Below are 21,632 nucleotides of genomic sequence, written 5' to 3'. Positions count from 1 at the left end.
CACCGGCGTTTGCGCGGCCTGGGTACGCTCCCCGCGTGCGGCGGCGCTCACCGCCGCCGGAAGAAGGGCCGAAGCACATGACGACACTGCTCATCGTCGACGGTGCCAACGTCGTCGGTTCGGTGCCCGACGGGTGGTGGCGCGACCGCCGGGGCGCGGCCGAACGCCTGCGGGACAGCCTGGTGACCCACGCCGAGCGCGAGGGCGTGGACATCGTGCTCGTCGTCGAGGGGGCGGCGCGGGGCGTGGAGTCGGCACCGGGCGTGCGGGTCGAGTCGGCGGCCGGGAGCGGGGACGACCACATCGTGGAGCTGGTGGCCGCGGCGGAGCAGCCGTGCGTGGTGGTGACCGCGGATCGTGAACTGCGGCGCCGGGTGGGCGAGTTGGGCGCCGAGTGCGTGGGGCCGCGGACGGTGTACTCAGGACAGGGTGACCGGTAGCTCCCCAGGTCAGCGCGTGAGCCTGAACGTTCCCTCCAGCAGGGCGTGGTCGGACTCCGGATACTTCACCGCGTCGGCGCCTGCGGACCGGACGTGGCGCCGCCCGGCGAAGAGGTAGTCGATCTTGCGCCCACCCGCAGTGGGTTCGTCGTCCACCCGGTCCGCCTCCGTGAACCGACGCGTGAGCAGGGACAGCGCGGGCGCGTCGGGAGGCAGGTTCAGGTCGCCCGCGAGCACGACGGGCACGCTCCTGGGCAACGCGGCCGTCCAGTCCCTGATCTCCCGTAGCTGCTCAGGGGCCTTGGAGTAGGTGTGTGCTGTGCAGGCGACGAGGCGCTCGCCCTGGACGCTCGTGTGGGCGCAGAGCAGTCCCCTGTGGACCAGGACGGTGCGCCCGCCGTTGGTGTAGGTCTCGCCGCCGGTGTGCGTGAAGGGGCGGTAGTCCTGCCGGCCGTCCGGGACGTCGCCCCGGCTGAGCACCGCGCTGCCGAACCGGCCCGTCCTGCCGCAGGCCGGCACGTTGTCCTGGGACGAGGCGTACGTGCCGTCCATCCGCCGGCCGGCGCGGGCGAGTTGTTCCTTGAGTGCCGCGTACTGGGTCAGGCAGATCTCGTTGACGGTGACGATGTCCGGCTCGGACCGGACCGCGGACTCCACGAGGCGCGCCACCGACGTGCCGCGCCCGGACCCGCCCGCGTTCCACGGGCAACCAGCGGCCGCACCGCACAGGTTGTACTGGAGGACGCGGACCACCCGCGATCCCTCCGCCGGTCCCGCCTTCCCGCCCGGCAGCACGAACAGCGCTCCGGGCAGGACGAGCAGCGTTCCGAGCAGCACCGCGACCGCGGCCACGACCGCCGTCCCCCGTGCGACGAGTCCGTTCCTCAAGGCTCTCCCTGCCGATGCCGGACCGTCTACCAGTCCCCGGTGAACGGTCTGTGCCCGCATACGTCCCCACAGGTGTGGCGGGTCGCTCCCAGCCCCCGGATCGGGCTGTCCTCGGGGATGCCGACGACCTTGAACGTGCGCGGCGCAGGCGCCGATTCGGCCGCGCCGAAGAGGGCGATCACCTCGATCGTGTGGGTTCCGGGCCGCCAGGAGTGCGGGTGCGTGAACGCCCACTCGCCCTGCTCGTCGACGCCGGTCGCACCGATCAGGACGCCCCGCTCCACCAGCACCACCTTGGTGACGCCCTGTCGCACACTGCCGGAGAAGCGGGGGCGAGGCCCGGTGTAGGCCCCTTCGGCGGGTCCCGTGATCAGCGGGCTCGGCACGTCGGTCATCACCGTGAAGCGGTGCTCCTCGATCGCCGAGACGCCGTCGCCGCGCAGACCCACACACCGCACGAGGCGCTCGCCCGCCGCCCAGTTCACCGAGCGGCGCCAGCTCCACTGCCCCGCGTCGCCCACGCCCGTACCGCCGATGTACCTGCCCTGCTCGAAGAACAGCACATAGTCCGTCCCGGGCGCGACGCTTCCGGAGAACTTCACCATGGGACCGGCGAGCCCTCCCGCGGCCGGCTTGGTGATCACGGGTGCCGGGCCGGCCACCTGGCCGTACTGGAGGGCCGACTCCGGTGCCTGGACCGTGAATTCGCCGGAGACCGGCGGCATCATCAAGGGCTCCATGAGAGCGGGGACGTTCACCTCGGACTTGTCGAGGACGCCGAGGTTGCACAGGTCGGCCAGCACCAGACGCGCGACCTCGAACGCACCCGTGTGGTTGAGATGGGTCGAGTCGATCGTCCCGTCGGGGTGCAGCGGGTGCTCGCCCGCGTCCGTCCAGCAGAAGAACTGGCGCAGTCGCGTCGGCCCGAGCTGGGACCACAGCCGCATGGTGCGGGCGGTCAGGTCCACCAGCGGCACACCGAGCCGGGCGGCGACCTCCGCCATGGCGCGGGGGTGGTCGCCAAAGGTGTCGAGCACCTCGCCCTGCGTCGAGAACGCGTAGCGCGCCGTCGGCGTGACCATCACCGGCACTCCGCCCGCCTCGTGCACGTACGCGGCGAAGAGGCGCAGCAGCTCCTGGTACTCGGCGACCGGCACGTGCCGCGTGCCGTTGTGGATCATGTGGTCCACATAGCCGAACCCGATGAGGACGATGTCGCCGCGGCTCATCCGGTTGAGCAGGGCGGGCAGTCGCTGCGTGAAGTATTTACGCGTCGTCATCGCGCTGCGGGCGTAGTTGGCCACCTCGACCGGGCCCACCAGAAGTTCCTGGAGCTTCTGGCCCCACCCCGCCATCGGGGCTTCCTCCTCCGTGCGGGGAGCGGGTACGGAGTCCCCGAGGACAAACAGTGTGCGGTTCATTTCGTCTCCGTCCACGCGATCGGCCGGTCCCGGAAAGGCTTCAGCGGTCTACGACGTTCATGGCCATGGCCCCGGACGCCGAGCAGTAGGGCCTCACCCACACGGGCTTCGCCGGGTGCACGGCGGAGAACTCCGAGGGTTCGTCGCCGACCAGCGGGACGCCCGGGTAGGCGAAGGCGTTCTTGACGTCGGGGAAGTCCTCCAGCAGATGGCAGATGCGCACCTTCGCGCGGTCGTGCGGATCGGGCTGCAGCCACCAGTCCCAGTCCTCCCACCGCTCCAGCCGGTGGTCGACGACGCGGCGGACCGGAGCCTCGGCACGGAAGGAATGGCTGCCGAGAACCTGCACGGGCACCGTGAAGTTGAGTGCGTGGGGGCCGCGGCGGCTGAGCACGAACAGGGCGCCCGGCTGGATCCTGGCTCCTCCGCACAGCACGCCGGTGAGCTCGATGGCGTCGTCGCCGACCTCGACGGATGTGCACTCCACGTGGGTCGCGCGCACCACGGTGCGCAGCATGAGCTTGCCGTTGGGCTGGGCGTAGGGCAGGTTCCAGCCGACCTGACCGGCCACGGGACGCGAGAGCAGGCGGGCGCGTGCGTCGATCAGCGCCCGGGTGTCGCGGAGCCCGGCCTTGAGGTGGACGTTCTCGTGCTTGGCGGAGCGCATGGTGACCCGCCAGCGGCCGTCACCGAGGTCGTCGAGCGCGGCAGGGGTGAGCGACGCGGTGTACCGGGTGCCGCCGTTGGCGAGGGACTTGCGGCCGGTCCGCAGCTCCATGTCGGGCAGGGGCCGCCCGTCGGACGGACTGTGGCGCAGCACGAACTGCCAGCGGCGCTTGCCGTCGGCCGGCCCGTCGAGGGAGAACCGCAGCCACCCGGCGTCGTCACTCGTGACGTCGGCGCGCGCCGCTCCCATGGACACGGGCGGTACGGTCGCGTCGGCGTGCGTGGCCTCGCGCGGCACGGCGGGCCTGCGGTAGCCGCGTCCGGCGGCGGCGCGGCGGCTCACGGCGTCGTCGAAGAGGTCCACGTAGGTGGCCGCGACGGCCTCGGGGTCGTAACGGGCGGAGTTGCGCAGCGCGTTCGCGCCCATGTGGGCCCGGAGCATGTCGTCGGCCATGAGCCGGCGCAGCCCCTGGGCGATGGCCTCGGCGTCACCGGTCCTGACGAGGAAGCCGTCCTCTCCGTGACGCAGGATCTCCCTGGGGCCCACCGGGCAGTCGGTGGAGACGACGGGCAGGCCGCAGCGCATGGCCTCGACCAGGGTCATACCGAAGGACTCGGCGCTCGAGGTGACCGCGGCGATGGAGCCCTTGGCCCACTCGGACTCGATGGGCGAGAAGCCGCCCATGAGCAACGCCCTTCCTGCCAGGCCGAGTTCGGTGACCAGGGCGCGCAGCTTGGCGGCCTCACCACCGTCGCCGTAGATGCGCAGCTGCCAGTCGGGGAACTCGTCCGCGAGCAGGCCGAAGGCGCGGATGAGGAGGTCGTAGCGCTTGATGTGGTGCATGCGGCCCGCGCTGACGACGACCTTGTGCGCGCAGTCCGACGGCGCGACGGCCGGCCGCGGAACGCTGTTGGGGATGCCGATCACGGGGATGCCCGGGATGGGCGTGTGCTCCATGAAGGAGCGGGCGTCCGCCTCGGTGACCGTGGTGATGGCGTCGAGGCGGGGGTAGACCTGCGCCATCCTGGCCCGTACGGCGGGCGGGATCGCCAGGTGCGTCATGTGCTCCTGGGCCACGCGCAGCGCTCCGTCGCGGGTGAACTCGGCGACGAAGAGGTTGAGGCTGGGGCGGGTGCCGATGACGACGTCGGCGCCCGTGCGCTCCAGGTCCTGGATGATGCGCTGGTCGGTGAACTTGCTGTACTGCGCGTAGAACTCCTCCTGGCGCGGCACCACCTCGCTCGGCTCGCCGCTGCCGGGCGCGTCACGGTCGGAGGACCCGGGGCGCAGGTCGACGAGGGCGCGCACGGTGATGCGCGGGGAGATCTCGAACTTCGTGGCGGTGGTGCGCCGGAACACGGAGACGATCTCGACGTCGTGGCGGACGGCGAGGGCCTCGGCGAGGTTGATCACGGTGCGGTTGGTGCCGCCGATGCCGTAGATGTTGTTGATCAGGAAGGAGATCTTCATCGGATCCCGCTCTCCTTCCGCTGCTGGGGAACACGCTGCGTGGGGATCAGCGCCTCGGCGTGCTGTCTCTCGAACGGGCTCGGCACGGGGTAGTACGACTGGAGGAAGTCCCGGACCATGTCGCCCTGGCGCCCCACGTCGAACGTGTCGGAGACCGTGTCGTTGATGCAGAACGCCTGACGGTCCCGGCGGGCCAGCAGGATCCCCAGGCGGCGCGCGATCTCCGGCCTGGCCAGGTCGAGATAGGCGAACGCGATGTCCGAGGGGACCGCGCGGCCGGTGAAGTAGGCGTAGTAGTGGTACAGGGACGACGGGATGGAGATGTCGGTCGGGCTGCGGAACCTGCTGTGGGACGTACCGAGGTGCGCGTCCCTGAACTCCTTCTCGATCTCGTACAGGACGCTGCGGCGCAGTGCGTACGGGGCGTGGCGCAGCTTCTGGACGATCGCGGAGCCGAAGTTCTCCAGGATGAGGCGGCGGTTGTTCCTGCCTGCCGCGTCCACCGGCCTGTCCCCCAACGCGTCGTCCCAGCGCGGGAGTTGGGAGGGGGAGAAGAAGGTACGGCTCACGCCGTTGGAGAGGAAGAAGTCCCGGGGGGTGACGGGCGCGCCGAGGAACATGTCGTCGTTGAAGTAGAGGAAGTGCTCGGACAGGCCGTCGATGTGGTGGAGCTGGCTCTCGATGGCGTGCGAGTTGAAGGTCGGCAGGGCGGCGGGGTCGTCGAAGATCTCGGAGTGGTCGACGACGGTGATGCGCGAGCCCCGCTCGTTCAGCCATGCCGGGCGCTGCTGGTCGGTCACCACGTAGATGTGCCGCACCCAGGGGGCGTTCTGCTCCAGCGCCCGCAGGGAGTACCGCAGCTCGTCCCGGCTGATGTAGCGGGCCGCGTTGGCGGACTCGGCGTGGTAGCCGCCGTCCTCGATGCCGGCCCGCCTGCGCTGCCAGGCGGGGTCGTTGCCGTCCACCCAGGTGTAGACGACGTCGATGGGGAAGCGCACGTCCTCCGGCAGCGGCTGGGCGCAGGCCGCGACGGTGCGCACGGACCGGGTGCGCCGGGTATGCAGGGCGGCGAAGCCGGTGAGGCGGCTGATGGGGACGCTGATCCGGGGCTCGTCGAGGGCGATGTCCTCGGCGACCCGGTTGGGGCGGGGCGCGACGAGGCGGCCCTCGCTCGTGTGCCAGAACTCGATGTCGCAGCCGTGCTCCAGGCCGAGGACGAGCGAGGCACCGGGGTCGCTCCACACCATGCCGGTGCGCAGGACGGGCGCGGCCCTGGCGATACGCCGGCCGCCGCGTGACGCGCACAGTACGGGCTTGCCCCGCTGGGCCGCGCCGTGGCAGGCGACGATGTACACGGGCGCGGTCGCGCGGGTGCCCACCAGGACGTCGGCCACCCGCGCCCGGTCGGCCTCGGCGACGGCGAGCGTGGAGCGGAACTCGGAGGTGCCGCGTACCGCGAAGTGGTCGATGCCTGCCGCTTCCAGGAGCGAGACGACGAGTTCGAGGTTGGCCTCGCGCAGTCCGAGCGGGGAGGCGGTGGGGCGTACGAGGGCGATCTGCGCGCCCTGGTCGGCGAGCACGGCGAGCCGCTCGCCGTCGCCGAACAGATGCGGCCAGGCCCGCCGCGCCCGGACCCCGCGGGCGAAGCGGAAACCGAAGGTCAGGGTCGTCAGGCGGCGCAGCACGCGCTTGACGGCCATGCGCAGCCGGGCCGGTACGCGGCGTGCGACGCGACGTCTGAGGGAGGCGGGGACGAGGGCGCGGTAGACGCCGACCGCCGCGGACGCCTCGGGGTTGCCATTGCTCACGTGTGGTTGTCCGGGTCGTCTGGGCCGCCGTGCTCGAACGGGCTGGGCACGGGGAAGTAGCGGTGCAGGAAGCGGATGACGGCGTCGGTGCCGCCGTGGGCCAGCGCTTCGTCGCTGCCGAGCCCGAACAGGTGCATCTGCTGGGTGTCGCGCCGTACCAGGAGCCGTTCCAGGCGGCGGCCGATGTGCGGCAGTGCGGCGTGCAGCGCGACGGTGGCCTCGCCGGAGGGGTCGGCGAGCCCGGAGCAGTGGGCGAAGTGGTGTGCCAGTCCGTCGCCGGGGTGGGTGCCGGGGAGCGTGGGAACCCGTTGGTCGTCGGGGCCGGGGACGAGCAGCATGCCGACGCCCGCGAGCCGCCCGAGGGCCTGGCACGAGTGCGGCTGCGGGCCGGCGGCATAGCCGTGCGACACGGCGCGCCCGGTGGCGCTGAGGGCTGCCCGCGGCCACTGCTGGAAGGACTCCTCGGGGGTCCACAGGCCCTTGCGGGGGCGGGTCTCGCGGTGCGGCGTGAAGTAGTCGAAGGGGCGCACCGGACGGCCGAGGACGGCGCCGGGGCGCATCAGCAGGAAGGTCTCGGCGACGTCAGGAAGCCGGTGCAGCTGGGAGGTGGCGCCGGTGCCCGCGGGGACGACGGTGAGCCGTTCGTCCGCGTGCAGCCAGGGCGGCGGCGGAGCCTGCGCGACGACGTGCACGAGGTCGATCCAGGGCGCGTACTGATGCAGGGAGCGCAGGGTCGCGCGCAGCAGTTCCTCGCCCCAGGGGGTCGGGTGCTGCCACAGGACCACGGCGTCGACGGGGAACGTGATCTCTTCGAGGCGCGGGATGTCGAAGTCCTCGAGCGTGATGGTCGGTTCGGCGGCGCCGTCGATGTCGGAGTACGCGCAGAGCCGGTCGAAGGCGATCTCGATGCCGAGGGCGTCGCGCGGGACCACGCGCTGGACGCGGTTGGGGCGCGGTCCGACGAGGCGCTCGTCGGCCAGCTCGTCGTTGACGGTCCAGAACTCGATCTCGACGCCCTGGTCGTCGCCCACCCACAGGTTCTGGGTGGGGTCGGTGCGCAGCCAGGTGAGGCGTACGACCTTGGCCTTGCCGAAGTTCTTCCACGCCTTGATGTGGCTGCCGGGAACGGTCGCGGTGTCGTTCGCGGCGGGCGACACCGAGACGACGTAGCCGGTGTGTTCCTCCAGCAACGCGCGTAGCACGCGCCGGACCTGGCCCTTGTCCCGCTGTTCCACGGCGATGCAGACGCGCCGGTCGTCGAGCGCGGGCACGGCGAACCAGGGGATGCCGGCCGCGTCGAGGGCGTAGGTGACGAGATCGTGGTCGAGGCGGCGTGCGAGGTCGGCGGTCACCCCGTGGTGGACGTGGGCGATCCGGCCGTCGGGCGCGGGGACGCGGCGCTCGGAGACGCTGATGGCGTCGGACTTGCGGACGCGGCGCAGCGCGCGCCGGTGCAGCCTGGCCTCACGGCGGTTGAGGGTCCTGGCGAGCCCGCCCTTCACCTTGCGCCGTACGCGGGGCGGCACGCTGTGGGCGGCGACGGAGCGCACCGGCTGGGGGACGATCCGCTGGTAGACGTGCGCTGCGGAGCTCATGGACGTCGAGTCGGACACTTCACGAACTCCGTTTCATCGCTCGTAGGGGCTGGGGGTGGGGAAGTACGCGTTGAGGAATCCGTCGAGGAGTTCCTGCTGCGCCTCGATGTCCTCCGGCGTGGAGAAGGCGTCGTTGAGGCAGAAGGAGTCCTGGCTGCGGCCGTCGAGCAGGCGCTGCAGCCGGTCGGCGAGGTCCGGCACCGCGAGCTGGAGATACGTGAACGGCATGGAGCCGGTCTGGGCGCGGCCCGTCATCGCCGCGTAGTAGAGGGCGAACGACGAGGTGGGCGAGAGGTCCGTCATCGCGCGGAACCGGCTCGCCGACGTGCGCGCCCAGGCCTCCGGGAAGTCCTGCTCCGCCTCCTCCATCGCGCTGCGCCGCAGGGCGTAGGGGATGTGCTCCATCGGCTGGGTGATGACTTTGCCGAAGCGCTCGTGCAGGAGGGCGCGGTTGTTCTTGCAGGCCGCGTCGACGGGGGTGTCGGTCTCGACGACCGGGCCCTGCGGGATGCGGTTGCGGGAGGGGAAGTACCGGGCCGTGCCGGAAGGGGTGAAGAAGGCCTGGGGGGCGACGGGGCGGCCCATGAACATGTCGTCGTTGAAGTACAGGAAGTGCTCGGACAGGCCCTGGATGTGGTGCAACTGGCTCTCGATGGAGTGCGAGTTGAACGTGGGCAGGTCCGCGGGGTTGCGGAAGATCTCGCGGTGGGTGGCGATGCGGCAGCCCGGCAGGTCCTCGCGCATCCAGTCCGGCACCTGGTCGTCGGTGACGATGTAGATGTTCCGGATCCACGGCGCGAACAGGTACAGCGAGCGCACCGAGTAGCGCAGCTCGTCGCGGCTGATGAAGCGCGCGTCGCTGGCGGACTCGGCGTGGTAGACCTCGCCCTTGGCGGAGGCCTTGCGGCGCTGCCAGGCCGGGTCGTTGCCGTCGACCCAGGTGTAGACCGCGTCGATGGGGAAGTCGATGTCCTCGGCCATCGGTACGAGGAACTCCGGCCGGGTGGGCAGGGCGGGGGCCAGGTGCGCGGGCGTCGCGTCCGAGACGAAGCGGCTGAACAGGCGGGCGGGTCCGGCCACGTTGGGCTGGTCGCCCCAGACGGACCAGGTCACGCGGTTGGCGCGGGGGGCCACGAGGTGACCGCCGTGCCAGCGCCAGAACTCGATGGCGCATCCGTACTCGTGGCCGAGCAGCAGGTGGCCGCTGGGGTCGGTGCGGTACCAGCTGACCTGGATCGCGGCCGCGTCGCGCACGCCGCGCCAGGCGCTGGGGTCCGCGGAGGGCAGTGGCTTGGGCGCGCGCACCGGGTCCTGCGCGATCACGCTGAGGTGGCCGGGGAACCGGCCAAGGCCACGGAAGACGGCACCCAGGACGCGCTCACGGTCGGGTTCGGCGACGGCGATGACGGTTCCGTGGTCGGACGTGCCGCGGACGGCGAAGTACGGGATGCCCTCGGCGTCGAGGAGCGCGGCGACGGTCGAGCGGTTGGCCTCTCGGGCCCCGAGCGGCGTCACCGAGGTTTCGACGTACGCGCCTTCGTGCGGCGATTCGGCCTGCGGGTACGGGCGGGCCTGCGCCGGCACACCGGAGACGGGCGGGGCGGACTGCGGCGCGGTGTTCCACGCGTCCGAGTACGTGATGGGCCCGGGGATGGTCGTCATGCGGCCGGCCCCCCGGCGTATCGCGACGCCCGGAGCCCCCCGGCGCGCGGCCTCAGCCACTCGGACAACACCAACTCCTCCATCACGGAACGCAGGCGTGGACCTGCGGCGAACCTCAGGTCCTGGCGTGCGCGACCCCCCCGAGCCGTTTGCCTTTTGCCTAAAAAATTTCGATCAAGCCTGATTAAGCCAAAAATGTGCGAATAAATGACTGACATTCACAGGCTGCGCACATCTTCAGGTGCCAACTCAGCCGATGTCAACACCGCCCACATTTCACGATCAATCAGACTCATCACCTCACATCCAGACATAGCAGTCATCGTGAACAGCAAAGAAACAGAGGCCAAGTCTGAGGATTCGAAAATGTGTCTATAGTGCATCAACATCCATGCAAAGCCCCGGGCCGGCCGCCTCCCCCCACCCGAGCCCAGTCCCACTTGCACCTCGGGTATCGGAATCGAAAGCGGAGAGAGGCCTCCTGGCATGTCCCACACCCTGACGGAGTCCGGCGCGCGCGGCGCCCGGCGCGCAGCGCCCGACCGGCGCAAGAAGAAGCCGAAGCGCAAGCGCCGGGTGGGGCGTTGGATCGCCCTCGGCCTGGTGCTCGTACTGCTCGCCCTGGGCGGCACCGCCTGGTGGATGTACCACAGCCTCAACTCGAACCTGAACAACGTCGACATCGACAAGGCCCTCGGCGACGACCGCCCCGAGAAGCTGCCGACCAGCGGCCAGAACATCCTGGTGCTCGGCTCGGACTCGCGCGCGGGCGCCAACTCCGCGCTCGACGGCGCCAAGGTCAGCGGAGCCCGCTCCGACACCGCCCTCGTCGTGCACATCCCGCAGGGCCGCAGCCGGGCGACCGCGGTGAGCATCCCCCGCGACACCCTGGTGACCCGCCCGGCGTGCACCACGGCCTCGGGCAAGGCGCTGCCCCAGGCACAGCGCGTCATGTTCAACTCCGTCTATTCGACGGGCGGTCCGGCCTGTGTGGTGAAGACGGTCGAGAAGATCTCCGGCATCCGCATGGACCACTACATGGAGATCGACTTCGCCGGCTTCAAGGGCCTGGTCGACGCCATCGGCGGAGTGCCGGTGACCGTCGACAAGCCCATTCACGACACGTCGAGCGGCCTCGACCTCGCGGCGGGCACCCACAAGCTGAACGGCACCGAGTCACTCGCCTTCGTCCGGACCCGGCACGGCATCGGTGACGGCAGCGACCTCGGACGCATAGGCCTGCAGCAGCAGTTCATGCTGGCGCTGCTCAGCGAGATCAAGAAGCAGGACCTGCTCGGCAGCCCCACCAAGACCTACAAGATCGCGGACACGCTGACCTCGTCGCTCACCACCGACTCGGGCCTCGACTCGCTGAAGTCGCTCGCGGACTTCGGACGCAGCATGAACGGCGTCGACCCCAGCACCATGGAGACGATCATGCTCCCGGTGGCGTACGACAAGCAGGACCCCAACCGGGTCGTCGCGGCCGAGCCGCAGGCGCGGGACCTGTGGAAGGCGCTGCGGACCGGCGAGCCCGTCCCGGAGTCGGCGAAGAAGTCGCCCGCCACGGGCGGCTGAGCAGCCGTCACGAACGAAGCGTCCCGCCCGGATTCCGGGCGGGACGCTTCGTGGTTCAGGTGTCCCGCCGCCTGACGGGACTCGGATTCCGGCGGTCCCGCGTCAGGCGCGGACCGAGGTCTCCAGGGCGAGGCCCGGCTCGCGACGCTGGCGCGCGACGTAGAGCGCCCCGTCCTTGCCGATGACGGCGAGGACCACGCGACCGAGGGCGTCGACCGCCAACGCGGGTGCGCCCACGGCCTGTTCACCGGTGGGAGACCACCACAGACCCTGGCTCTCGTTCTCCGAGACACAGGCCGCGAGCATGATCTGGTCGTCGACCGCGCGGTGCGCGAGCACCGTGCAGTCGTAGCCGTCGAGGTCGGTACGCAGCGCGGCGACCGGGCTGGGAGCGGGAGCGCCGCCGAGGGGGATCGCCCAACTGCCGTGCCGGTAGGCGACGATGCCGTTGCCGCCGGTGTCGTTCCAGTAGTACGTCAGCCGGTCGGGGCCCGTCTCCAGACCGACGACACCGTCAGCGGGCGCCGAAAGAGGGACGTCCTGGGACTGGCGGAATTCGCCGTCCGTCGCGGTCTGATACCAGTGCGGGGCAACAGGATTGCGCGTCGGGGCGAGGACCTCCACGCGTCCCGACGAGGTGGGGACGGCGGCTATCCCGTCGGCGAGACCGCTGCCCTTCAAATCCGCCCACGCCTCCCAGCTGCCCTTCTTGTCCTCACGGCGCATCATCAGGCCGCCGCCGGCGTTGCGGGCGAAGACGTGCACCGTGCCGTTCGAGTTCACGGCGCCGACCGGCACACCGAACCGGGCGGCCTTGGCGCGGTCCTTGTGCGGGTTGCCGAGCGAGCGCCACTCGGTGACCGCTCTGCCCGTCTGGTACTGGATGGCGTGCACGATGTCGACGTCCACTCCCCCGTCGGCCCGCGGCTTCGCCCGGCGGCCGAGGAAGTGCACATACGTGTCCGCGCCCTGCACGACGGTGACATCGCCCAGATGGGCGGCGGGGAGGAAGTCGGGCCCCGACCACCGGGGGCCGCCGGGCTTGACCTCGGTCCAGCGCAGCATGCCGCCCTCGGTGAGCGCGTACGCGGTGAGCCTGCCGTCCTTGCCCCGTGTCAGCCAACGCCCGTCGGCGGCACCGGTGGCGGCACGACGCTCGGAGCCGCGGTCATCGGTTCGCTCATCGATAGCGTTTCTGCCCCGCATGACCGCCGTCACCTTCCGTCAACCTCACGCCCGGCATGTGCGCAGGGAAACCATGAATTCGCCACATCATATGCCTCAGCGAAATCTGTCCCCATTGCGTTACCTGGCGTCACCACCGGCCGCCGTCGCCTCCTCCTGCCGGCCAAGCCGGCTGTGCGAGCGCCCGTACACGAAGTAGACGATGAAGCCGAGGGCCATCCAGACAGCGAAGCGGATCCAGGTCTCCGCGGGCAGGTTCAGCATCAGCCACAGGGACGCGAGGACCGACAGGATCGGGACCAGCGGGACCAGGGGCGTACGGAAGGAGCGGGGCAGGTCGGGGCGGGTGCGGCGCAGGATGACGACGCCGAGCGCGACGACGACGAAGGCGAAGAGCGTGCCGATGTTCACCAGTTCCGCGAGCTCGCTGAGGCTGGTGAACCCGGCCAGGATCGCGATGATCACGCCGAGCAGGATGGTCGGCCGGTACGGGGTCTTGAACCTCGGGTGGACGACGGAGAAGAAGCGGGGCAGCAGTCCGTCGCGGCTCATCGCGAAGAACACCCGGGTCTGACCGAGGAGAAGGATCAGGCAGACCGTCGTCAGGCCGACCGCCGCGCCGAAGCTGATGACACCCGCGTACCAGGGGTGCCCGGTGGCCTTGAAGGCGTCCGCGAGGGGGGCGTCGATGGACAGCTCGCTGTACCTCTGCATGCCCGTGACGACGATCGACACCGCCACGTAGAGCGTCGTGCAGATGAGGAGTGAGCCGAGGATGCCACGCGGCATGTCCCGCTGCGGGTTCTTCGTCTCCTCGGCGGCGGTGGCCACGACGTCGAAGCCGATGAAGGCGAAGAAGACGACGGAGGCGGCGGTGAAGATGCCCATGACGCCGAAGTCGGTCGGGGTGTAGCCGAACATCAGCTGCACGAGTGGCGACTGGATGCTGGCGCCCGCTTCCTGCGCCTGTGCCTTCGGGATGAAGGGCTTGTAGTTGTCGGCCGTGACGAAGAAGGCCCCCGCGATGATCACGATGAGGACGACGGCCACCTTGATCGCGACGACGACCGTGGTGACGCGGGCGGAGAGCTTCATCCCGAGAACGAGGATGACGGTGAGCACCAGGACCAGGGCGGCGGCGAGGATGTCGAAGCCGAATCCCGAGGCCCCGTCCCGCCCGCTCAGCGACGCGGGCAGATGCCAGCCCGCGTTGTCCAGCAGCGAGCGCACATAGCCGGACCAGCCGACGGCGACCACCGCCGTGCCGAGCGCGAATTCGAGCACCAGGTCCCAGCCGATGATCCAGGCGGGGAGTTCGCCGAGTGACGCGTAGGAGAAGGTGTACGCGGATCCGGCGACCGGGACGGTGGACGCGAACTCCGCGTAGCAGAGCGCGGCCAGGCCGCAGACGACGCCGGCCACGATGAACGCCAGGGCCACCGAGGGGCCCGCGTTCTCCTTGGCGACCTTGCCGGTGAGGACGAAGATGCCGGTGCCGATGATGACTCCGACACCGAACACGGTGAGGTCCAGAGCGGACAGCGACTTCTTGAGTGCGTGCTCCGGCTCCTCAGTGTCCAAGATCGACTGTTCGACCTTCTTCGTCCTGAAGAGGGTGCTGCTCACGGGCGTACCTCCCACGCATCGTCGTCCCCGACATGATCGAGGGGGCTTTACACCCTTATGTCCCGGCGCGGGGGCATTCACGCGAACGGGCCGGTCCCACCACCCTTGCGGGGTGACGGGACCGGCCCATGGAGCAGCGGCCTGTGGAGGTCAGTCGCGCGCGGGCTCCACCGCGTCGGTGGCCGTGGCGCGCGCGATGGGGGTCCCCCCGCTCGAGCGAAGCCGAGAGTGGGGGAGGCCGTCCAGCTTGGCGACCAGACCGGTGACCTGACGCGCGATGTCGGGGGCCGTGAGACCGATCTCGGCCATGACCTCCTTGCGCGAGGCGTGGTCCAGGAAGCGCGGCGGAATGCCGAAGTCCCGCAGCGGCACGTCGACACCCGCGTCGCGCAGGGCCTGCGCGATCGCCGAACCGACGCCTCCCACACGGGAGTTGTCCTCGACGGTGACGACGACGCGGTGCTGCTCGGCGAGCGGCGCGAGCGCCTCGTCGACCGGCTTGACCCAGCGCGGGTCGACGACGGTCGTGGTGATGCCCTGCTTGTCGAGGAGGCCGGCGATCTCCAGGCACATCGGGGCGAGCGCCCCGACGGAGACCAGGAGCACGTCCGGCTTGGCGGCCGACGACCTGTGCAGCACGTCCATGGAGCCGACCCTGCCGACGGCCGGGACCGCGGGTCCGACGACACCCTTCGAGTAGCGCACGACGGTCGGGGCGTCGTCGACCTCGACGGCCTCGCGCAGCTGGGCGCGCAGCTGCTCGGCGTCGCGCGGGGCGGCCAGGCGCAGGCCGGGGACGACCTGGAGCATGGACATGTCCCACATGCCGTTGTGCGAGGCGCCGTCGTCGCCCGTGACGCCCGCCCGGTCCAGGACGAACGTGACACCGCACTTGTGCAGCGCGACGTCCATGAGGACCTGGTCGAAGGCTCGGTTGAGGAACGTCGCGTAGACCGCGAAGACCGGGTGCACCCCGCCGGTGGCGAGGCCCGCGGCCGAGGTGGCGGCGTGCTGCTCGGCGATGCCGACGTCGTAGATGCGGTCGGGGAACGCCTCTGCGAACTTCTTCAGGCCGACGGGCTGGAGCATCGCCGCGGTGATCGCGACGACGTCCTCGCGGTCGTGGCCGAGCTTGACCATCTCGTCCCCGAAGACGGACGTCCAGCTGGCGGCCGAGGCCTTGATGGGCAGGCCGGTGTCCGGGTGGATCGGGCCGATGCCGTGGAAGCGGTCGGCCTCGTCCTGCTCGGCGGGCTTGTAGCCGCGGCCCTTCTCGGTGAGGCAGTGCACGATGACCGGTCCGCCGAACCGCTTGGCGCGGGCCAGGGCCGACTCCAGGGCCTCGATGTCGTGGCCGTCGATGGGGCCGACGTACTTCAGGCCCAGGTCCTCGAACATGCCCTGCGGGGCGATGAAGTCCTTGAGGCCCTTCTTGGCGCCGTGCAGGGTCTCGTACAGCGGGCGGCCGACGACCGGAGTGCGCTCCAGGAGGTCCTTGCCGCGGGCCAGGAACCGCTCGTACCCGTCCGTGGTGCGCAGGGTGGCCAGGTGGTTGGCGAGGCCGCCGATGGTGGGGGCGTACGAGCGCTCGTTGTCGTTGACGACGATCACGAGGGGGCGGTCCTTGGCGGCCGCGATGTTGTTCAGCGCCTCCCAGGCCATGCCGCCCGTGAGGGCTCCGTCGCCGATCACGGCGACGACGTGGTCGTCCTTGCCGCGCACCTCGTTCGCCTTGGCGAGGCCGTCGGCCCAGCCGAGGACCGTGGAGGCGTGCGAGTTCTCGATCACGTCGTGGTCGGACTCGGCGCGCGAGGGGTAGCCGGACAGGCCGCCCTTGGTGCGCAGCTTCGCGAAGTCCTGGCGGCCCGTGAGCAGCTTGTGCACGTAGGACTGGTGGCCGGTGTCGAAGAGCACCCGGTCCTTCGGCGATTCGAAGACGCGGTGCAGCGCGATGGTGAGCTCGACGACGCCGAGGTTGGGGCCGAGGTGGCCGCCGGTCTTGGATACCGCGTCAACCAGGAAGGTCCGGATCTCACCGGCCAGCTGGTCGAGCTGTTCCAGGCTGAGCCGGTCCAGATCGCGCGGTCCCGTGATGCGGGTCAGCAGCGGCACCCGTGCCTCCTTGCGATAGAGCTGTTCGAGCTTTTGCCGGGCCTGTCGAGTCTAATGTTCCGCCTCGGCGCCCGGCGCCCGGGCTGTGCGTTGTACGTCACGCGATCGGGCGTATCCAAGGGGTACGCACATTCGATGGCGGCTTCGCGCGACATGACTGTGCCCGGCGTCGTCATTGACGCCGGGCACAGGGTCCAGGGGGCGTGGTGACCGCTAGGCGCGGCCCGCCGACTTCTGGGTCTTGCGGGTGATCGAGTCGATGACGACCGTGGCGAGGAGCACGCCACCGGTGATCATGTACTGGATCGGGGTGGCGATGCCCTGAAGGGCCAGGCCGTACTGGATCGACGTGATCACGAGAACACCGAGCAGGGCGTTCCAGGTGCGGCCCCGGCCGCCGAAGAGGCTGGTGCCGCCGATGACGGCCGCCGCGATGACGTTCATCAGGAGGTCACCGGAACCGGCGCTCTGGTTGGCCGCCGCGATCTTGGAGGCCCAGAAGAGGCCGCCGACCGCCGCGAACAGACCCGCGACGGCGAAGACCGAGACACGGACCGCCGTGACGTTGATACCGGCACGGCGCGACGCCTCGACGCTGCCGCCGAGCGCGAAGATCTTGCGGCCGTACGAGGTGCGGCGCAGCACGAAGTCGGTGGCGACGAGGACGATCGCGAACAGCAGCACGGCGAGCGGCAGGCCCTTGTACTGGTTGAACATGATCGCCACGGCGAAGGCCGCGATCGCGAGCAGCACCGTGCGCAGCACGAGCTCGCTCAGCGGGCGGGACGGGATCCCGGCGGCCTCGCGGCGCCGGTTGCCGAAGAAGGCCGACAGGAAGTAGGCGGCGACCGCGACGACGGCGAGCCCGTAGGCGGCGGCGACATCGGAGAAGTAGTACGTGGTGAGCTTGCCGACCACGCCGTCGCTGTCGATGTTGATCGTGCCGTTGGAGCCCAGGATCTGGAGCATGAAGCCGTTCCAGAACAGCAGGCCCGCCAGGGTCACGGCGAACGCGGGGGCGCCGATCCGGGCGAAGAAGAAGCCGTGCAGGGCGCCGATGACCGCGCCGGCGGCGAGGGCGGTGAGGACCGCGAGCCACTCGTTGACGCCGTGGGTGACGCTCATCACGGCCGTGATCGCCGCGGAGACACCGGAGACGGAGCCGACCGAGAGGTCGATCTCACCGAGCAGCAGCACGAAGATGATGCCGACCGACATCATGCCCGTCGCGACCATGGCGACGAAGATGTTGTTCAGGTTCTCCGCGCCCAGGAACGCCGAGTTCAGGCTCTGGAAGATCGCGCAGATGACGATCAGGCCGATGACGACCGGGGTGGCGCCGAGGTCACCGGCGCGCATCTTGCGCTTGAACTCGCCTATGTAGCCCGCGAATCCCTGCTCGCGCACGAGGAGGCGGGGGTCGATGGCGACGCTGGCGTCACCGGCGGCCGCCGGGGCGTCCACGGTGGCCTGCGGCTGGTCGGTCTTTTCGATGCTCACTTCTGAGCCTCCGCGTTGCTGCGCGCCGCACGACGGGTCACGGCGTTGTCCGTGGCGCCGGTGATGGCGGAGATGATCTCTTCCTGCGAGGTGGTCTTGACCTCGAAAACGCCGTTGTTGCGACCGAGCCGCAGGACGGCGACCTTGTCGGCGACGGCCTTCACATCGGCCATGTTGTGGCTGATGAGGATGACCGCGTGCCCGCGCTCGCGAAGACGCTCGACGAGGTCGAGGACCTGCGCGGTCTGCTCGACACCGAGGGCTGCCGTCGGCTCGTCGAGGATGACCAGCTTGGGCTCGCCGAGCATGGAGCGGGCGATGGCCACGACCTGGCGCTGACCGCCCGAGAGCGAGGCGATCGGGATGCGCACGCTCGGAATGCGGATGGAGAGCGTCTCGAGGAGCTGCCTGGAGCGGCGCTCCATCTCGACCTCGTCGAGGATTCCGCGGCGCTTGAGCTCACGGCCCAGGAAGAGGTTGCCGACGACGTCGATGTTGTCGCACAGCGCGAGGTCCTGATAGACGGTCGCGATGCCCAGGGCCTGGGCGTCGTGCGGCCGGTTGACCGCGACGGCCTTGCCGTCCCACTCGATGACACCGTCATCGATGGGGTGCACGCCGGCGATCGTCTTGACAAGGGTGGACTTTCCGGCACCGTTGTCGCCGACCAGGGCGACCACCTCACCGGCGTGGACCTCAAGCTCTACATCGGTGAGCGCCTGGACGGCACCGAATCGCTTGGAGACTCCGCGCAACGCCAGCACGGGCGTAGCGGACACGTGAACCATCTCCTTCGCCGCCAAAGGCCTGACCCGGCGGGAGGTTGAACAGAAAAGACTGAGAGGGGGGTGCGTACGTGCAGGGGTGGTGCTGTCGTACGTCGTTCCGTCCGGCGCCCCGCCGTTGAGCTTGCGGGGCTTTCGGCGGCGGGGCGCCGGACGTGCTCACACGGGGCGCTCCTTCAAGGTGCGCTCACGTCCCGTGCAGGACAAGGGAGTTGCCGCAGGGCGACTCCGGCCTGGTTACTTCAGGCCGATCTTGTCGCAGGCGGCCTTGTACTTGGTCGTGCAGATCTCGTCGAGGGTGTAGTAACCCTCCTTGATGACCGTGTCGTTGATGTTGTCCTGGGTCAGGGAGACCACCGGGACGATCACGGAGGGGACACCCTTCTCGGTGCCGCTGTCGACCGTGCCGGTCTTGATGGAGTCGAGGCTCTCACCCTTGGCGACGGCGACGGCCATCTTGGCGACGGTCTCGGCCTCCTGCGGGTACGACTTGAAGACGCTCATGTTCTGGTCGCCCGTGACGATCCGCTGCACACCCGCGAGCTCGGCGTCCTGGCCGGTGACCGGCGGGAGCTTGCTCAGGCCCGCGCCCTTGAGCGCGGTGATGATGCCGCCCGCCATGCCGTCGTTGGCGGAGTAGACACCGGCGATCTTGTCCTTGCCGATCGCGGAGATCGCAGCGTCCATGTTGGCGTTGGCGTTCTCCGGCTTCCACTCCTTGGTGTCGTAGGACTTGGCGATGTTCACCTTGCCCTTGAGCACCGAGAGCGCGCCGTCCTTGAACTGCTTCGCGTTCGGGTCGGTGATCGCGCCGTTCATCATGACGATCTTGGAGCTGGGCTTGGCCTTGTCGCCCATGGCCTTCAGCAGCGCCTCGCCCTGCGTCTTACCGACCTCGGTGTTGTCGAACGAGGTGTACGCCTCGATCGGACCCTCGGCCAGGCGGTCGTACGCGACGACGGGGATGCCGGCGTCCTTGGCCTTCTTCACGCCACCGGCGACGGCCTTGTAGTCGACCGCGTCCAGGATCAGCACGTCGACCTTCTTGGTGATCATCGTGTCGATCTGCTGCGACTGGACGGTCGCGTCCTGCTTGGCGTTCAGGTACTCGACCTTGCCCTTGCCATTGGTCAGCGTCGAGATCTGCTTCTCAATGATCGGCTTGTCGAACTTCTCGTAGCGCGCGGTCTGGTTCTCCGGCAGCAGCAGGCCGACGGTGATCGCGTCGCCCTTCTTCGAGCTCGCCTTGTCGCCGCTGTCCTTGCCGCCGGACTCCTTGGCGCTGCCGCAAGCGGCGAGAGAGACGGCCATACCAGTGGCACAGAACGCAACGGCGGCACGACGCATACGCGTGTTCACTTCAGAAACCTCCCTGACGAGGCCGCGACGTTGCGGCCGAGGTAGCGGGAAGTCAACTCGGCCGCAACCCCAGCGTCAAGGAGTAAATCCTTAACGAGATGGCAACGGTGTCATGCGTTCTCTAAGTGAAGGCAGGTGCCACAGCGGACAGCGATCCGTCCAAAAGGGTCGAATCACCCATCTCGCTGAGTGCCAGGGCGAGCGCCCCGAGCACTTCCGCGCGGCCGCCCAACGCCCCTGGAAGCACGGACAGTTGGCGCGCCGCACTGGGGATCGCATAGCGTCCCACGGACTCCCTGATGGGCCCCAGGACCAGCTCTCCGGCCTCCGCCAGATCGCCGCCGAGAACGACCCGGCTGGGGTTGAGCAGGTTGCAGAGATTCGCGACACCACTGCCGATGTGACGGCCCACGTCGGCGATCACCCGCCGGCACCCCGGGTCGCCGTCCCGCGCGAGCCGCACGACGGACTCCATGGTCAGCCCGGTGCCGTGGCTGGACTCCAGGAGCGGCAGCACGTAGCGGGCCGCGGTGAAGGTCTCCAGGCAGCCGCGGTTGCCGCACCGGCAGACGGGACCGGACTCGTCGAGCGTGATGTGCCCGATCTCGCCCGCGGTCCCGCCGGGCCCCCGGTAGATCTTTCCGTCGATCACGAGTCCGGCGCCGACACCGCTGGCGACCTTGATGTACGCGAGGTCCTTGACGCCGCGCCCGCTGCCCCAGACCAGCTCGCCGAGGGCGCCGAGATTGGCGTCGTTGTCGACGTGCACGGGGACGCCGAGGCGCGTGCCCATCTCCTCGGCGGGCTTGGTGCCGGTCCAGCCCGGCAGGATCGACGTGGAGCCCAGCGTGCCGCTCTCCACGTCGATGGGGCCGGGCACGCCGAGGCCGACGCCCGCCACCTTCGTACGGTCCACGCCGGTGGCCGCCACGAGCCGCTCGACGAGCTCCTCGGCCCGGTCGAAGCCCTGTGCCGCGGAGGCGTCCACGTCGAGGGGCTCGGCCTCCTCGGCGAGGACCTGGTGGGCGAGGTTGCCGATGGCCACGCGCAGGTGGGTGTGCCCGAAGTCGACGCCGATGACGATGCCCGCGTCGCCGCTGAGCGAGACGCTGCGGGCCCGCCGGCCGCCCGCCGACGTGGGGGTTACCTCGACCGTGCCGCCGTCCTTGAGCTCGCGGACGATGTTGGAGACCGTGGCCGCGGACAGGCCGGTCGACCTCGCGATCTCCGCCTGCGTGAGCGATCCGGCGAGCCGCACGGCGCGTACGACCCGCTCGAGATTGGCCCGATGCAGCGACGACTGCGACCCCGGAGTCTCCATTGACTCATCCCACCCTTAGCCCGTTGTCGGGCGGCCCTCCCGTGAGTGAGCCGTCCGTGGCCCGCATCACACGGAGAGTGACCGAGCCTTGTACAAGTTATGAACTCCAAGTTCCGCAGAATCGGCCCATGCCGTCAAGCCCTTGACGGAAATCGGTTCCATCGGCCGCGCACAGGGGTCCGGCCCCGGAGAGAAGTCTCTCCGGGGCCGGACCC

15 protein-coding genes are annotated in these 21,632 nt (G+C 70.0%); 2 read left to right on the top strand and 13 right to left on the bottom strand.

Annotated elements, in window-relative coordinates; translation table 11 throughout:
* Positions 1-77: 77 nt before the first annotated feature.
* Positions 78-440: an NTP pyrophosphohydrolase gene (locus ACIPWY_RS00075; RefSeq protein WP_362899220.1), complete on the top strand. Its 363-nt coding sequence runs from the start codon at positions 78-80 to the stop codon at positions 438-440.
* A 9-nt stretch (positions 441-449) separates the two neighbouring features.
* Here the strand turns inward: ACIPWY_RS00075 and ACIPWY_RS00070 are convergent, their stop codons facing one another.
* From ACIPWY_RS00070 to ACIPWY_RS00045, 6 genes are read right to left on the bottom strand one after another with little or no spacing between them, the layout of a single operon-like run.
* Positions 450-1,328 carry an endonuclease/exonuclease/phosphatase family protein gene (locus ACIPWY_RS00070; protein WP_393700285.1) on the bottom strand — a complete coding sequence of 293 codons (879 nt, stop codon included), beginning with the start codon at positions 1,326-1,328 and terminating at the stop codon, positions 450-452.
* A 26-nt stretch (positions 1,329-1,354) separates the two neighbouring features.
* Positions 1,355-2,749 (bottom strand): GDSL-type esterase/lipase family protein, encoded by a 1,395-nt coding sequence (locus ACIPWY_RS00065; protein WP_393700287.1) that lies wholly within the window; start codon positions 2,747-2,749, stop codon positions 1,355-1,357.
* Between the two features lie 40 nt (positions 2,750-2,789).
* On the bottom strand, positions 2,790-4,886 hold the full coding sequence (locus ACIPWY_RS00060; protein ID WP_393700289.1) for a glycosyltransferase: 2,097 nt from the start codon (positions 4,884-4,886) through the stop codon (positions 2,790-2,792).
* Positions 4,883-6,694 (bottom strand): stealth family protein, encoded by a 1,812-nt coding sequence (locus ACIPWY_RS00055; RefSeq protein WP_393700291.1) that lies wholly within the window; start codon positions 6,692-6,694, stop codon positions 4,883-4,885. Before ACIPWY_RS00055 ends, ACIPWY_RS00060 begins: the two co-directional genes overlap by 4 nt.
* Complete coding sequence (locus ACIPWY_RS00050; protein ID WP_362899229.1) at positions 6,691-8,307, bottom strand: sugar phosphotransferase; 1,617 nt, start codon at positions 8,305-8,307, stop codon at positions 6,691-6,693. The genes ACIPWY_RS00055 and ACIPWY_RS00050 overlap by 4 nt, the downstream gene beginning before the upstream one ends.
* A 15-nt stretch (positions 8,308-8,322) precedes the next feature.
* Positions 8,323-9,951, bottom strand: a complete 1,629-nt coding sequence (locus ACIPWY_RS00045; RefSeq protein ID WP_401531958.1) for a stealth conserved region 3 domain-containing protein — start codon at positions 9,949-9,951, stop codon at positions 8,323-8,325.
* A 486-nt stretch (positions 9,952-10,437) separates the two neighbouring features.
* On the opposite strand from ACIPWY_RS00045, the gene ACIPWY_RS00040 reads away from it, so the two are divergent.
* Positions 10,438-11,529 (top strand): LCP family protein, encoded by a 1,092-nt coding sequence (locus ACIPWY_RS00040; protein WP_393700294.1) that lies wholly within the window; start codon positions 10,438-10,440, stop codon positions 11,527-11,529.
* 102 nt (positions 11,530-11,631) lie between these two features.
* On the opposite strand, the gene ACIPWY_RS00035 is transcribed toward ACIPWY_RS00040, so the two are convergent.
* The 7 genes from ACIPWY_RS00035 to ACIPWY_RS00005 all read right to left on the bottom strand — a co-directional run bounded on the left by ACIPWY_RS00035 (position 11,632) and on the right by ACIPWY_RS00005 (position 21,417).
* On the bottom strand, positions 11,632-12,735 hold the full coding sequence (locus tag ACIPWY_RS00035) for a hypothetical protein (RefSeq protein ID WP_393700296.1): 1,104 nt from the start codon (positions 12,733-12,735) through the stop codon (positions 11,632-11,634).
* Between the two features lie 99 nt (positions 12,736-12,834).
* Positions 12,835-14,340 carry an amino acid permease gene (locus ACIPWY_RS00030; RefSeq protein ID WP_383890321.1) on the bottom strand — a complete coding sequence of 502 codons (1,506 nt, stop codon included), beginning with the start codon at positions 14,338-14,340 and terminating at the stop codon, positions 12,835-12,837.
* A gap of 150 nt (positions 14,341-14,490) precedes the next feature.
* A complete protein-coding gene (dxs, locus tag ACIPWY_RS00025) occupies positions 14,491-16,452 on the bottom strand; it encodes a 1-deoxy-D-xylulose-5-phosphate synthase (RefSeq protein ID WP_362899238.1) in 1,962 nt (653 codons plus the stop codon).
* A gap of 213 nt (positions 16,453-16,665) precedes the next feature.
* Entirely contained in the window at positions 16,666-17,952 is a 1,287-nt protein-coding gene (locus ACIPWY_RS00020; RefSeq protein WP_362899240.1) for an ABC transporter permease subunit, read from the bottom strand.
* Positions 17,949-18,740 carry an ATP-binding cassette domain-containing protein gene (locus ACIPWY_RS00015; protein ID WP_362899241.1) on the bottom strand — a complete coding sequence of 264 codons (792 nt, stop codon included), beginning with the start codon at positions 18,738-18,740 and terminating at the stop codon, positions 17,949-17,951. The genes ACIPWY_RS00020 and ACIPWY_RS00015 overlap by 4 nt, the downstream gene beginning before the upstream one ends.
* Positions 18,741-18,974: 234 nt before the next feature.
* Positions 18,975-20,096, bottom strand: coding sequence for a substrate-binding domain-containing protein (locus ACIPWY_RS00010; protein ID WP_362899243.1), 1,122 nt, complete (start codon positions 20,094-20,096; stop codon positions 18,975-18,977).
* Between the two features lie 121 nt (positions 20,097-20,217).
* A complete protein-coding gene (locus ACIPWY_RS00005; protein WP_362899245.1) occupies positions 20,218-21,417 on the bottom strand; it encodes an ROK family transcriptional regulator in 1,200 nt (399 codons plus the stop codon).
* Positions 21,418-21,632 lie beyond the last annotated feature (215 nt).

This window comes from Streptomyces sp. NPDC090032, from assembly GCF_044748025.1.
Lineage (GTDB): Bacteria > Actinomycetota > Actinomycetes > Streptomycetales > Streptomycetaceae > Streptomyces.
This window is presented reverse-complemented; position numbering and strand designations above follow the sequence as displayed.

Excerpts from the sequence above, each read along its gene's own strand:
- ACIPWY_RS00060 (WP_393700289.1), bottom strand. The coding sequence starts at position 4,886 with ATGAAGATCTCCTTCCTGATCAACAACATCTACGGCATCGGCGGCACC.
- ACIPWY_RS00065 (WP_393700287.1), bottom strand. The coding sequence starts at position 2,749 with ATGAACCGCACACTGTTTGTCCTCGGGGACTCCGTACCCGCTCCCCGC.
- ACIPWY_RS00015 (WP_362899241.1), bottom strand. The coding sequence starts at position 18,740 with ATGGTTCACGTGTCCGCTACGCCCGTGCTGGCGTTGCGCGGAGTCTCC.
- ACIPWY_RS00075 (WP_362899220.1), top strand. The coding sequence starts at position 78 with ATGACGACACTGCTCATCGTCGACGGTGCCAACGTCGTCGGTTCGGTG.
- ACIPWY_RS00005 (WP_362899245.1), bottom strand. The coding sequence starts at position 21,417 with ATGGAGACTCCGGGGTCGCAGTCGTCGCTGCATCGGGCCAATCTCGAG.
- ACIPWY_RS00045 (WP_401531958.1), bottom strand. The coding sequence starts at position 9,951 with ATGACGACCATCCCCGGGCCCATCACGTACTCGGACGCGTGGAACACC.
- ACIPWY_RS00040 (WP_393700294.1), top strand. The coding sequence starts at position 10,438 with ATGTCCCACACCCTGACGGAGTCCGGCGCGCGCGGCGCCCGGCGCGCA.
- ACIPWY_RS00035 (WP_393700296.1), bottom strand. The coding sequence starts at position 12,735 with ATGCGGGGCAGAAACGCTATCGATGAGCGAACCGATGACCGCGGCTCC.